Source organism: Nonomuraea zeae (assembly GCF_005889725.1).
Classification (GTDB): Bacteria; Actinomycetota; Actinomycetes; order Streptosporangiales; family Streptosporangiaceae; genus Nonomuraea; species Nonomuraea zeae.
In genome coordinates this window covers 1-12708 of record NZ_VCKX01000058.1, presented here as the reverse complement: position 1 = coordinate 12708, position 12708 = coordinate 1, and the positions used below count along the sequence as shown (strand labels likewise).

Sequence of the window (12708 nt, the reverse complement as noted above, 5' to 3'; positions counted from 1 at the left end):
GCTCCTTGAGCCCTCAGCCCGCGCGGGTCAGCGGGCGTCTCCTGGAGACGCTCAGCCCGTACAGGTCGGCGAGCGTCTCCTGGAGGTCCTCAGCCCGTGCGGCCGGGGGTGCCCCTACGGAAAAGCGGGTTTACGCCCAGGGGGCCAGGTCGGGGCGCTTGGCGGTGAGCCCGTCGCCGGAGGAGACGCCGCGCAGACGGCGGGTCACCCAGGGCACGAGGTGCTCGCGCAGCCACTGGGCGTCCTCGCGGCGCCGCGCCCGCGGATCCACCGCCCGCTCGGGCCAGTCCATGCGCCAGTCCTCGAACGGCACTCCCAGCACGTCGAGCACCCGCGCCGCCACCAGCCGGTGGCCGTCCTCGTTCATGTGCAGCCGGTCCGCGCTCCAGGCCCGCCAGTCGCGCAGCCCCTGCATCGACCACTGGTCCACCAGCCGGCACCCGTAGAGGTCGGCGATCGAGCGCACGTGCAGGTAGAAGACGGCGAAGCGCCCGCGCAGCCGGCGCATCAGCGGCGTGTCGCGCGGGTCCACGCCCGTGAACAGCAGCACGTCCGCCCCGCCGGCCCGCAGGTCGCGCACGGCGCGAGCGAGCCTCTTGGCCATCACGTCGGGGTCGCTGCCGGGTCTGAGCAGGTCGTTGCCGCCGGCACAGAGGCTGACCAGGTCGGGGGCCATCTCCACGGCCAGCGGCACCTGCTCGGTGACGATCTGGTCGAGCAGCTTGCCGCGAACGGCCAGGTTGGCGTAGCGGAAACTCGGGTCGTCGGCGGCGAGCCGCTCGGCCACCCGGTCGGCCCAGCCACGGTAGTGGCCGCCGGGGCCGGGATCGTTCAGTCCTTCAGTGAAGCTGTCACCGAGGGCGACGAAGGACTTGTAGTGCCTCATGAGGTGGGTTTCATCTCCGCGATAGCGTGCAGCGCAAGGACGTATGACTGTAGTCCGAACCCCGCGATGGTGCCCGACGCCACCCCGGCGACGACGGAGGTATGGCGAAACTCTTCCCTGGCCGCCGGGTTGGAGATGTGCACCTCGACGAGCGGGGCCGTGCGCTGGGCGATCGCGTCGCGCACGGCGTAGGAGTAATGGGTGAAAGCGGCCGGATTGAGCACCACCGGGATGCGGCCGTCGATGGCCTCGTGGATCCAGCCGATCAGCTCGGCCTCGTCGTCGGTCTGGCGCACCTCGACGTGCTCCCCGAGCGCCCTGCCGGTGTCGCGGCACAGCTCCGCCAGGTCCTCGAACGTCTCGGCGCCGTAGACGTCGGGCTCGCGGGTGCCGAGCCGCCGCAGGTTGGGTCCGTTGAGCACGAGGATCATGCGGAGATCTCCTTGTACGCGGCTTCGAGCAGCTCTTCCGCGGGGCCTTCCAGCCGCCCCGGCCTGGCCAGGTCGTCGAGCACGACGAACCGCTGCTTGGCGCCGCGGTTCTTCTTGTCCAGGCGCATGTGGTCGCGCAGCCGGGGCCAGGCGTCGGCGCGGTAGGAGACGGGCAGGCCGACGCTCGTGAGGATCGCACGGGTGCGCTCGACGAGGTCGGCACGGCCGGAGAGCCTGGACAGCTCGGCGGCGTAGACCATGCCGATGGCGACGGCCTCGCCGTGGCGGATGGCGTAGTGCTCGTCGCGTTCGATGGCGTGGGCGAGCGTGTGGCCGTAGTTGAGGATCTCGCGCAGCCCGGCCTCGCGCAGGTCGGCGCCCACGACGTCGGCCTTGACCTGGATCTTGCGCTCGACCAGCTCGCGGGTGTGGGGCCCGTCGGGCCTGGTGGCGGCCTCCGGGTCGGCCTCGATGAGGGTGAGGATCGTGGGGTCGGCGATGAAACCGCCCTTGATGATCTCGGCCAGGCCGGCCACGTAGTCGGCCTTCGGCATGCTGGCCAGCGTGTCGAGCTCGCACAGCACGCCCGCGGGCGGCAGGAACGTGCCCACGAGGTTTTTGCCCTCGGGCGTGTCGATGCCGTTCTTCCCGCCGACCGCCGCGTCCACCATGGCCAGCAGCGTCGTGGGCACGAGCACGACCTGTACGCCGCGCAGCCACGTGGCCGCCACGAACCCGGCCAGGTCGGTCGTCGCTCCCCCGCCCACGCCCACCACGGCGTCGGACCGGGTCACGCCGTAACGGCCGAGCGCGGACCAGAGCTGGGCCGCCACCTCGACGGTCTTGGCCTGCTCGCCGTCGGGCACGGGCAGCTCGACGACCTCGTAGCCGGCCTCGGTCAGCGCCGCGCCGACCGGCCGGGCGATCTCCGGCAGGCTCGCCGGGTGGATCACCGCGACCGTGCGCACGCCCGGCTTGAGCAGCGTCGGCAGCTCGGCCTGGACGCCGGCGCCGACCACCACGTCGTACGGGCTGTCGCCGCGTACCCGGATCCGCGTGGCGGTCATGCGGGCAGCCCCCTCAAGATCTCGTCGGCGAGCTCCGCGGGCTCGCGCTTGTCGGTGACCACGGTCACCACGGCCAGCCGCTGGTAGACGGGCCGCCGCTCCTCCATCAGCTTCTTCAGCTGGCTGCGCGGGTTGAGCACGAGCAGCGGCCTGGCCGAGGCGAGCCCGACCCGCTGGACCGCGTCGGCCAGCCCCACTTGCAGGTAGACGACGTGGTGGCCGTCGAGCAGGGCCTGCGTCTCCGCGTCGAGCACGGCCCCGCCGCCCAGCGACAGGATCCCGTCGTGCTCGGCCAGCGCGCGGCGCACGGCCTGGTGCTCCAGCGCGCGGAAGGCGGCCTCGCCGTCCTCGATGAAGACGTCGGAGACGGGCTTGCCCGCCACGGCCTCCACGTCGGCGTCGGTGTCGCGGAACCCGACGCCGAGCCGCTCGGCGAGCAGTTGCCCGAGCGTGGACTTGCCGGAGCCGGGAGGCCCAATCAGCACGGCCTTGATCGTCATTTGATCACCATGGAAGAGAGGTATCCGGACAGATTGCGGGCGACTTCCTCGACCGAGTCGCCGCCGAACTTCTCCAGCGCCGCGTCCGCCAGCACCAGCGCGACCATGGCCTCGGCCACGATGCCGGCCGCGGGGACCGCGCACACGTCGGAGCGCTCGTGGTGGGCCTTGGCCGCCTCGCCGGTCTTGACGTCGATCGTGGCCAGCGCCCTGGGCACCGTGGAGATGGGCTTCATGGCGGCGCTGACCCGCAGGATCTCGCCGTTGGTCATGCCGCCCTCGACGCCGCCCGCGCGGTTGGTGATGCGCCTGACGCCGTCTTCGGTGGTGTATTCGATCTCGTCGTGGGCCTGGGAGCCGGGCCTGCGCGCGGTCTCGAAGCCGTCGCCGACGGCCACGCCCTTGATCGCCTGGATGCCCATGAGCGCCCCGGCGAGCCTGGAGTCGAGCCTGCGGTCCCAGTGCGTGTAGCTGCCCAGGCCCGGCGGCAGGCCGTAGGCGAGGACCTCGACGACGCCGCCGAGCGTGTCGCCGTCCTTGTGGGCCTTGTCGATCACGGCGACCATCGCGGCGCTGCCCTCGGGGTCGTGGCACCGGACCGGGTCCTCGTCGATCCTGGCCAGGTCGCCGGGGCCCGGCAGGTCTTCAGCCGGGGTGCGGGCGCCGCCGATCTCGGTGACGTGGCTGACGATGTCGACGCCGAGCGCCTGCTTGAGGAAGCGCCTGGCGACCTCGCCGAGCGCGACGCGGGCCGCGGTCTCGCGGGCGCTGGCCCGGTCGAGCACCTGCCTGGCGTCGTCGAACCCGTATTTCTGCATGCCGGCCAGGTCGGCGTGCCCCGGGCGCGGGCGCGACCTGGGCGCGTTGCGCGCCAGGCCCTCCAGCTCCTCGGGATCGACCGGGTCGGCCGCCATGACCTTCTCCCACTTGGGCCACTCGGTGTTGCCGATGCGGATCGCGACCGGGCTGCCCATCGTGCGACCGTGGCGTACGCCGCCGGCGATCGTGAGTTGGTCCTGCTCGAACTTCATCCGGGCACCGCGGCCGTAACCGAGCCTGCGTCGGCGCAGGGCCTCGTCGATCGCGGCCGTGGTCACCTCCACCCCGGCCGGGAGGCCCTCGAGGATGGCGACGAGTTCGGGGCCGTGAGACTCTCCGGCGGTCAACCAGCGCAACATACCTCCAAGTCTTCCACGTGTCGCCTAGTGGGATGTCCCGCGTTCACCAGCCGAGACAAAGCACCGTGAACGCGCCGAGCAGCATGAAGGGCCCGAACGGGAACTGCGTCTGCCTGGTCCCGCGCCTGGTCAGCAGAAGGGCCAGGCCGTAGAGGGCGCCGAGCAGCTGGCCGCAGAAGGCCGCCACGACCCACGCCTGCCACCCGAGCGCCGCGGCGGCCATCCCGATGAGCCCGGCCAGCTTGACGTCGCCCAGGCCCATCGCCTCGGGCCGGACGAACCACAGCAGCCCGTAGATCGCCGTGAGCGCCACCCCGCCGGCCAGCGCCCGCGGCAGCTCTCCCGTCGGGAGGAGCGCCAGCGCCACGATCGGGTACGCGGGCAGCGTGATCGCGTCGGGCAGCGTGCTCGTCCGCCAGTCCACGACGGCCAGGGCCGTGCCGATCACGGCGAAGCACGCGTACGGGAGTCCCAGCCGCCAGGCGACGAGCGCGATCACCGCGGCGGTCACCAGCTCGACGGCGGGCGGCCAGGGCGGCACGGGCACTACGGCGCCGCCGTAGGAATCGGCCAGCGCCCTGATGGCGCGTCCGCAGAACAGCCCGAGCACCGCCATGAGCGCGACCACGAGCAGACCTTAAAGGCGCGCCGCCCGCCGCGCCGGGCCGATGACGGAAAAGGTCCAGGCGACCGCTGACGGAAAAGGTCCAGGCGACCGCACGTGCCTTCAGTGCAGCCGCACGCGTCACTTCCGCTTCTTCGTGAACCACCGGCGCCGCTCCGGGGCGGGCTCGATCCTGGCGACGGTCACGCCGGGCAGCTCGCCGACCGTGCCGGACTCGACCGCGGCCAGCGCCGCAAGCACGTCACCCTCGATCACGAACTGCACCGGCCCCGCCACGTCCACCACGACCGCCGCCGCCCGCTCCTGCACGGCGGCCTGGCACACCTGCAGCGCGGTGGCCTGGATCGGCCGCGCGTCGGGCCGCCACCTGACCATCGCCTCGGTCCCCGTGAACGCGAGCACCGCCTCCCGGCCGTCCTGCCCGACCAGCTTCGGCAGCGCCATCTCGCTCTCCTTCTCCTGCCGCAGCCCGTGCTCTCCGACCTCGGACTCGGTCAGCAGGGCGACGACGGGGACGAGGAGCCTGGCGCCGCTCAGCGCGTTCAGCACCTCGGCGGCGCCGGATGTGCCCGCCTGGTAGGCGGCGAGCGCGGCGGAGACCGCCTCGGCGGCGCTGCCGTCGTCGTGGGGATCGAGGGGTCGCGGAATGCTCGGCACAGCGTACGAGCTTATCGGGGCCGGCACGCGGGCCTACTGGCGCAGGGTTCTGGCCATTCGCGGCATGCCGGCCAGCAGCCGGAGCGCGAATCCCAGCCGCGCCCTCCTGTCCGGCAGCGCGTGCAGCTCCCCGAGCCACTCCTCCAGCCACCGGGCCCGCGTGACGGGCGGGAGCAGGATCGCCCCCGCCGTGATGACGCCGAAGGACGTCCGGATCCCGCCGGTCCCGGCCAGTTGCGCGGCGGACGCCTCGGACAGCTCCGCGACGGACGGCCCGGACGGCTCCACGCGGGACATCCCGGACAACCGCTCGGAGGCCAGCCGCCGCAGCTCCTCCTCCACCTGCACCAGCCCCAGCCGGGCGGCCACGGGGGCGACGACGTCGAGCGTCTCGCGGCACTTCTGCCGCTGCCGCTCCTCGGGCAGGAAACGCATCGTCCGCTGGTTGTGCAGGCGGTCGGCCAGCTTCAGCAGCAGCACGCGCTCGTCGGTGGAGATCGCCCAGTCCGGCGGCCTGCGCTCGGGGTCGTCGAGTGCCAGCAGCCCGCGCAGCACGTCCACGACGGGCTGCCCGAACTCGGCGACCAGCTCGTCCTCGGGGCAGGCGGTGTCGTCCAGCACGTCGTGCAGCAGCCCCGCGCAGATCATCTCGTGGTCCAGGCCCAGCTCGGCCAAGATCACGGCGACGGCCACCGGATGGGTGATGTAGGGGTCGCCGCTGTGGCGGACCTGGTCGCGGTGCCAGTGCGCGGCCACCTCGTACGCCCGCTCCACCAGCCGCAGCCGCTCGCCGGACAGCCTCTCTCCGGCGGCCGCCAGCAGCGGTCCGAGCTCCCCGTTCACGATCCGCCTCCCGTCACCGGTCCCGGCCTCAGCAGCCGGCCGGGCACCGGACGCCGGCGCTGGGCCCTGGCGATCGCGGCCCGGCTCTGTTCGGCGCCGTCCGGGGTGATGCGGTAGTAGCGGCGGCGCGGGCGGCCCTCGTGTACGTGCGTCTCGGGGTCCTCCCACCGGCTCTCCACCCAGCCCGCCTGCTCCAGCCTGGCCAGGATCGGATAGAGCGTGCCGCTCGGCAGCCCCGCCTGCGTGCCCAGCTCGAGGCCGTAGTGCTCGCGCTCGGGGCCGTCCAGCAGGACGCGGAGCACGGCCTGGGTCGGCGTGGTCATCCGGGGACCGCTCTGCATGCCCGTACTCTACCTAGGTAGAGAAAGCACGAGATATCGCCGTTCCGCGACAACCCTGTCACGGAACGGACGTCTCCCCCCGCCCGCTAGCCCAGGTCGGCGATGGCCGCGACCGGGCCGCCCCCGGACGGTCCCTGGTGGACGGCGGCCACCGAGACGAACACCGCCGGGTCCCCCGTCACCGAGGCCGCGACCCCGCCGACCGTGGCCTTGATCTGCCGGTGCCAGTGCACGTCCGAGTCGTCCAGCATGATGTTGCGCCGCCCCCGTACGCGTCCCGACGGGTCGGCCTCGCACTTCATGAACACGTTCACCAGCCGCCCCCCGAGGTCCGACGGGTGGGGGCGGTCGGGCAGCGTCAGGCCGGAGTCCCTGATGGCCTCCCAGATGCCGTCGGCGTCCAGAGCGTCCTTCATGACGCTGTGGCCGATGCGGTAGCGTCCGCCGATCCCGCGTACGTTCCCCACCAGCACGATCTGCGCCCGGTCCAGCTCGACCCCGGACGAGCAGGAGGCCACCGACGAGTACAGCGACAGGTCCTTGTGGATCTGCCCGGCCTCCGGCATGTCGATCTCGCCGAGGGCGACGGCGATGCCGAGCGCGGTGGTGGAGTTGGACAGGTCCATGGAGGGGCCGGTCTCCTCGATGGCGGTGTCCTGGCCGCGGCTCTTGGCCTCGGTGATGGTGGCCAGCGTGAGCAGCGGCGTCTTGGTCTGTACGTAGTGGACGTCACGCGGGTCGTCGATCCCCGCGATCTTCATGGCCTCCCTGACTCCGGCGGCGACCTTCTCCACCATGGCGGGGCGGCCGATGTCCTCGGGCAGGATCACCTCGCTCATCGCCACGCCCACGGACAGCCGCGGCTCGTCGGAGGCGGGGGCGTCGGCCGTGGTGGCGAAGATGGTGGCGTGCGGGCTGAGCACGCCGTCCGTCCCTCCTGACCACACCAGGGGCACGTTCTCCGGCTTCGGATGCCCGTGCCGGGCCAGCACCTCCCTGAAGGCACGGTCGGCGAGGATGCGGGTGTAGTCGTTCACGCCGCCGTTGCCCTCGGTCTTGCCGACGACGGCGAGCACCCGGCGTGCCTCGATCACTCCGTCGGCGATGAGCCGGGAGAGCCCCGAGGCGTCGGTGACGCTCTCGATCGGCACCTTGCGCACTTCGATCGGGTCCGGCATACGATGCCCCTTCATTTCGTACCGGTTCCCCCTGTCCTGGCGACGCTAGCCGAGCCGGTCAGAGGTGTTCATGGGCAATGTCTGCCCACGAACGCCGCCTGCGATGTCAAGGTGCGCTCAGCGCCACGGTCGCGGACCTGTGCGGCCGGTGGGTGCCGCGCGGCTGCGGCATTCGTCAGCCGTACGGGCGGCCGCCGTACCGGGGGCCGTAGTAGACCTCCAGATCTTCCAGGCTCTCGTCGGGGCGTTCCAGGGACTTGGCGATGCGAGCCCTGGAGGGAGCCGCGCCGGGAGCCCACGTCTCCGGCTTCCAGAGCGCGGAGCGCAGGAAGGACTTGGAGCAGTGGTGGAAGACCTCTTCGATCTCGACGAGGAGGGCCAGCTTGGGGCGGTGGCCCTTGACTGCCAGCCGGTCGAAGAAGGGCGCGTCGCGGAGCAGCCGGGCGCGGCCGTTGATCCGCAGGGTGTCGCCGCGGCCGGGGATCAGGTAGAGCAGGCCCACCTGGGGGTTGCTCAGGACGCGATTCCTGCGGGTCCGATCCTAGATTCACCGGAACGGCCCGAATCGGCGAGGAGGGGCGGCGGTAGGGTCGCGGATGTGATTCGCGAAGCACACGTAAACGGGATCAAGCTCCACTATCGCGAGGAAGGCGACCCCGCCTCGCCGCCGCTCCTGCTGATCCACGGCCGTACGGCCGACCACAACGACTGGAACGGCATCACCCAGCACTTCGCGGCCCACCACCACGTCTTCGCGCCCGACCTGCGCGGCCACGGCGGCAGCGACCGTCCGGGCGAGTACCCTCTGCCGGAGATGGCCGAGGACATCGTCGCGCTGCTCGACCACCTGGGCATCGAACGTGCCACGCTGGTCGGGCACTCGCTCGGCGGCGCGGTGTCGTACCACCTGGCCATGAACCACCCCGAGCGGGTCGAGCGGCTGGTGCTGGAGGATCCGGCGCCGCCGTCCCCGCTCGAAGGGCGCGCGCCCCTCGTGGAGGACGGCTCCACCGGGTTCGACTGGCGGATGATGCACGACACCGAGCGGCAGTTGCTGAACCCGGATCCGGCCTGGCTCGACGGGCTGGGGAAGATCACGGCGCCGACGCTGGTGATCGGGGGCGGGGAGCTGAGCCCGTTCGACTCGGCGGCGGTGGCCGCGCGGATCCCTGGGGCCGAGTACGTCACGATCGAGGTCGGCCACCTCGTCCACGTCAACGCGCGTCGCGCCTTCCTCGACGCGGTCGACACGTTCCTGAGCCGCTGACCCGCACGCCTCTGACGTTCTTGAGGCGCTGACCCGAACGCGTTCTTGAGGCGCTGACGCGAACGCGTTCTTGAGGCGCTGGCCCCGCGCTGCATCTCATCCTGCTGTAACCCCTGTGTCACGTGGCCCCGCCAGGGTAGATCCGTGCTTGACATGCAGATTCACCAGCGCCTGACGAGGCTGCGCCTGATGGCGCCCTCCATCGGCCAGTGCGCGGTCGGTGCCGCGCTCGCCTGGCTGGTGGCCAAGGAGGTGCTCGGCCACAGCCGCCCGTTCTTCGCGCCCATCGCCGTGGTCGTCTGCATCGGCGTGGGCCTCGGCCAGCGGTTCCGGCGGGCGGTCGAGCTGGTCGTGGGGGTCAGCCTGGGCATCGGCGTGGGCGACCTGCTGGTGTCGTGGATCGGCTCGGGCGCCTGGCAGATCGCCCTGGTGGTGGCCCTGGCGATGGCCGCCGCCGTGCTGCTCGACAGCGGCTCCCTGATCGTGCTCCAGGCCGCGTCGTCCGCCGTGCTCGTCGCGACCCTCCTGCCGCCGTCCGGCACCGGCGGGGTGGACCGGATGCTCGACGCCCTGGTCGGCGGCCTCATGGGCCTGGCCGCCGTGGCCCTGCTGCCCACCAGCCCGTCCGCCCTCGTGACGAGGTACGCGATGGGGATGTTCGGTGCGCTGGCCGACGCGCTGCGGCGGATCGCGGAGGCCGTCGAGCGGTCCGACTCGGAGCTCGCCACCGAGGCGCTGGCGGAGGCCCGTACGAGTCAGGCGAACGTCGAGGAGTTCAAGCAGGCGCTGGCGACCAGCAGGGAGATCGCCACCATCTCACCGCTGCACCGCCACCGCCGCGCCAGGCTGGAGGGCTACGAGAAAGCCGCCGTGCCGCTCGACCACGCGCTCAGAAACGTCAGAGTGCTGGCCAGACGGGCCATCGTGGCGCTCGACGGATCAAGCACGCTGCCGCCGTGGCTGCCCACCGCGCTGCGCGAGCTGGCCGACGCGACGCTGCTGCTGCGGGAGGAGCTGGCCACTGGCCGCACGCCCGAGCGGGCCGGCGCGGCGATCCTCTCGGTGGCGTCCCGGCAGGGCTTGGAGCGGTGGGGGTTCTCGGCCGACGTGATGATCGCACAGCTCCGGTCGATCATCGTGGACCTGCTCCAGGCCACCGGCACCGAGCGAGAGGAGGCCGTGGCCGCTCTCCCGCCTCTGGACGTCCCCAGCGCGGACCCCTTCCCCAGCGCCCCCGCCGAGAACGATGTGCACCCCGGCGACGAAAAGGACTTACCAGTCCTTACGCCCTGAGGTGCAGCGCCCCATTCTTTTCCGTTCTCGAAAGTTCCCGAATCTTTAGGACGTATGACTAAATACGCAGCTAACCTCAGTGGATGGTCCGCAACAGGGCAGAAGAGTCGGCGGCCGACAAAGATCACAGAAATCAACGCAAGATCGCTTTATGGACCGGTGGGCTGACATTTCTGGGAACGCTGTTTTCTGCGATCGCCGTTGTGGTCGCGGCCGTTATCAATGCCCCGGACAAGGTACGCGCGGTGCTGGGTGATCGCGTCGTGGTGACCCGGACCGTCACGGCGACAGCGACCGCGACCGTCGAGCCCCGAGGAACGACCTCGCCCGACATTGCCGACAATTCTCCACAGGGAACCGAAGCACCCCTTAGCACCGACAAGGCGGTCACCAAGGTCGCTTGCGGCGAAAAAGGCTTCAACCGGACCGAAGGCTACTGGAATGACCGCACCAGCGCGATAGGAGGTGCGGCCGATCCCGCCCTTGGCATCGGATGCAATGTGATGGACGGCAAGTCCGCCAGCGGCACGCTGGACTTTTTGGTCCCGAACGGCGCCACGGAGTTCACCGCGGAAGTCGGAGTCGATCGGGAATCGCCGAACATCTCGCCACAAGTCGAATTTTCCGTTCTCGGAGTCAACGGTCAGGTCCTGGCGAAGCAGGTGGCCACCTACACGGCGTCGGCGACCGTTACCGCCAACGTGTCGGGCGTTCCACGGATCACGCTCAAAATCCTGGTGCTGCGCAACGACGGCACCTCGATGGACAACTACTTCCGCCCGGCCTGGGTCACCCCGAGATTCAAGCTGCGCGCCTGAGCGTCCCCTGAGGCAGGCCGGCCGTCACGATGCCCAAGCGGCGGCGCTCGGCGGAGGGCTTCCGCCGCGATCTCCGAAAGCTGGTGACCACGTTCCAGGACGTCGGGTCCACTGCTCGGGATCGGCTCAGGTAATCGGGCAGGCGACAGGGCACGGCGGCCGTCTGAGGCAGGCAGGCGCATGGGCGGGCTCGCCTCGCACTCCTGAGCCGCCTCAGCGGAGCGCCTGACCCGGACCGGCGCGCGCGTGTGCCGTCTCGGGTGAGCCCCGAGCTACTTCTGCCATGCTTCTGAGCTGGCTCGATCCTGCGGATGGGCGGACGAAAAGGTCTTTGATGGGGCAAATGTGACCTCAACGTCATAAAGATTCGCCAAGGTAGAGATGTGCGAACCAGGCTCAGCGATCATGTCAGGGAACGGCTGAGCACGTTCGGCCTGATGGCGCCCTCCATCGCGCAGTGCGCGGTCGGCGCCGGGATCGCCTGGATCATCGCCATGGAGTTGCTCGGCCATCCCCACCCGTTCTTCGCGCCCATCTCCGTGCTGATCTGCGTGGGCGTCGGTCTGGGGCAGCGGCTGCGCCGGGTGGCCGAGCTGGTGATCGGCGTCAGCCTCGGGGTGGGCGTGGGCGACCTGCTGGTGGGCTGGATCGGCTCGGGCGCGTGGCAGATCGCGCTGGTGGTGGCCCTGGCGATGACCGTCGCCGTGCTGCTCAACAGCGGGGCGCTGTTCGTCGCGCAGGCCGGCTCATCCGCCGTGCTGGTGGCCGCCCTGCTGCCGGGCGAAGGGGCCGGAGGGCTGGACCGGATGGCCGACGCGCTCACGGGAGGCGTCATCGGGATCGCGGCCGTCGCGTTACTGCCCGCGAGCCCGTTCACGATCGCGGCCAAACACCTGTCCGGGGTGCTGGACGCGCTGTCCACGGTGATGGAGCAGGCCGCCGAGGCGATCGAGAAGCGGGACGTGGACCTGGCCGCCGAGGCGCTGGAGGAGGCGCGTACGACGCAGGCGGCGGTGGAGGAGTTCGAGGCGGCGCTGGAGACCAGCAAGGAGATCACCATGATCTCGCCGCTGCACTGGCACCGTCGCGCCGCCCTGGCCCGTTACGAGACCGCCGCCGTGCCCGTGGACCTGGCGCTGCGTAACGCGCGGGTGCTGGCCCGGCGGACGCTCGCCGCGCTCGGCGAGGCCAGCCCGCCGCCGGCCGCGCTGGCCGAGGCGATGCGCGAGGTGTCGGAGGCGGCGCTGCTGCTGCAACTGGAGCTGGGGGCCGGTCGCGAGCCGGCGCTGGCCCGGCAGGCCCTGCTGGCGGTGGCGGCGCGGGAGCGTCCCGAAGGGCTCGGGTTCTCGGCGCACGTGATCATCGCCCAGTTGCGTTCCGTGGTGGTCGACCTGCTCCAGGCGACGGGCATGGAGCACGAGGCGGCCACCGAGGCGCTCACCCCGCTCGACGAGCCCCGCGACCGGCAGCCCAGGTAACCCGGCGGCCTGTCCCCGGAAGGTGGTCCCGAGCCTTGGCAGCCGCTCGTGCGATCGGCGCGGAGGGGGCGGCGGTCCGCCTCCGAGCTGGGCCAGGTCGGGGATCTCGGCGGATGCGTGTGGATCAGGGTGGAGGGGTGGGCGGT

Annotated in this window: 15 protein-coding genes; 4 read left to right on the top strand and 11 right to left on the bottom strand. The window is 71.5% G+C overall.

What is annotated here, in order from left to right; all coding sequences use genetic code 11:
* Positions 1-130: 130 nt before the first annotated feature.
* The 11 genes from ETD85_RS20205 to ETD85_RS20155 form a co-directional block, all read right to left on the bottom strand.
* The gene (locus tag ETD85_RS20205) at positions 131-886 is read right to left on the bottom strand and encodes an SGNH/GDSL hydrolase family protein (protein ID WP_138691297.1); all 756 of its coding nucleotides are present in this window, start codon (positions 884-886) and stop codon (positions 131-133) included.
* Positions 883-1317 carry a type II 3-dehydroquinate dehydratase gene (aroQ, locus tag ETD85_RS20200; protein WP_138691296.1) on the bottom strand — a complete coding sequence of 145 codons (435 nt, stop codon included), beginning with the start codon at positions 1315-1317 and terminating at the stop codon, positions 883-885. The genes ETD85_RS20205 and aroQ overlap by 4 nt, the downstream gene beginning before the upstream one ends.
* Positions 1314-2384, bottom strand: coding sequence for a 3-dehydroquinate synthase (aroB, locus tag ETD85_RS20195; RefSeq protein ID WP_138691295.1), 1071 nt, complete (start codon positions 2382-2384; stop codon positions 1314-1316). Before aroB ends, aroQ begins: the two co-directional genes overlap by 4 nt.
* Entirely contained in the window at positions 2381-2884 is a 504-nt protein-coding gene (locus ETD85_RS20190) for a shikimate kinase (protein ID WP_170246760.1), read from the bottom strand. Before ETD85_RS20190 ends, aroB begins: the two co-directional genes overlap by 4 nt.
* On the bottom strand, positions 2881-4062 hold the full coding sequence (gene aroC / locus ETD85_RS20185; RefSeq protein WP_138691294.1) for a chorismate synthase: 1182 nt from the start codon (positions 4060-4062) through the stop codon (positions 2881-2883). Before aroC ends, ETD85_RS20190 begins: the two co-directional genes overlap by 4 nt.
* A gap of 43 nt (positions 4063-4105) precedes the next feature.
* Complete coding sequence (locus tag ETD85_RS20180; protein ID WP_138691293.1) at positions 4106-4690, bottom strand: prepilin peptidase; 585 nt, start codon at positions 4688-4690, stop codon at positions 4106-4108.
* 117 nt (positions 4691-4807) lie between these two features.
* Positions 4808-5344 carry an SseB family protein gene (locus tag ETD85_RS20175; RefSeq protein WP_138691292.1) on the bottom strand — a complete coding sequence of 179 codons (537 nt, stop codon included), beginning with the start codon at positions 5342-5344 and terminating at the stop codon, positions 4808-4810.
* A gap of 33 nt (positions 5345-5377) precedes the next feature.
* Positions 5378-6187, bottom strand: coding sequence for an HD domain-containing protein (locus ETD85_RS20170; protein WP_170246759.1), 810 nt, complete (start codon positions 6185-6187; stop codon positions 5378-5380).
* The gene (locus ETD85_RS20165) at positions 6184-6528 is read right to left on the bottom strand and encodes a PadR family transcriptional regulator (protein WP_240779259.1); all 345 of its coding nucleotides are present in this window, start codon (positions 6526-6528) and stop codon (positions 6184-6186) included. Before ETD85_RS20165 ends, ETD85_RS20170 begins: the two co-directional genes overlap by 4 nt.
* 86 nt (positions 6529-6614) lie before the next feature.
* A complete protein-coding gene (gene bar, locus ETD85_RS20160; RefSeq protein WP_138691290.1) occupies positions 6615-7706 on the bottom strand; it encodes a barbiturase in 1092 nt (363 codons plus the stop codon).
* A gap of 175 nt (positions 7707-7881) precedes the next feature.
* Positions 7882-8208 (bottom strand): PNPOx family protein, encoded by a 327-nt coding sequence (locus tag ETD85_RS20155; protein WP_206058419.1) that lies wholly within the window; start codon positions 8206-8208, stop codon positions 7882-7884.
* Between the two features lie 96 nt (positions 8209-8304).
* Between ETD85_RS20155 and ETD85_RS20150 the strand changes: the two genes are divergently transcribed.
* The 4 genes from ETD85_RS20150 (at position 8305) to ETD85_RS20135 (ending at position 12562) form a co-directional block, all read left to right on the top strand.
* The gene (locus tag ETD85_RS20150; protein ID WP_170246758.1) at positions 8305-8973 is read left to right on the top strand and encodes an alpha/beta fold hydrolase; all 669 of its coding nucleotides are present in this window, start codon (positions 8305-8307) and stop codon (positions 8971-8973) included.
* Between the two features lie 153 nt (positions 8974-9126).
* Entirely contained in the window at positions 9127-10266 is a 1140-nt protein-coding gene (locus tag ETD85_RS20145) for an FUSC family protein (RefSeq protein WP_138691328.1), read from the top strand.
* Between the two features lie 83 nt (positions 10267-10349).
* Positions 10350-11084 carry an NPCBM/NEW2 domain-containing protein gene (locus tag ETD85_RS20140; RefSeq protein WP_138691288.1) on the top strand — a complete coding sequence of 245 codons (735 nt, stop codon included), beginning with the start codon at positions 10350-10352 and terminating at the stop codon, positions 11082-11084.
* Positions 11085-11467: 383 nt separating this feature from the next.
* Positions 11468-12562 carry an FUSC family protein gene (locus ETD85_RS20135; RefSeq protein WP_138691287.1) on the top strand — a complete coding sequence of 365 codons (1095 nt, stop codon included), beginning with the start codon at positions 11468-11470 and terminating at the stop codon, positions 12560-12562.
* The last annotated feature ends 146 nt before the right edge of the window (positions 12563-12708 follow it).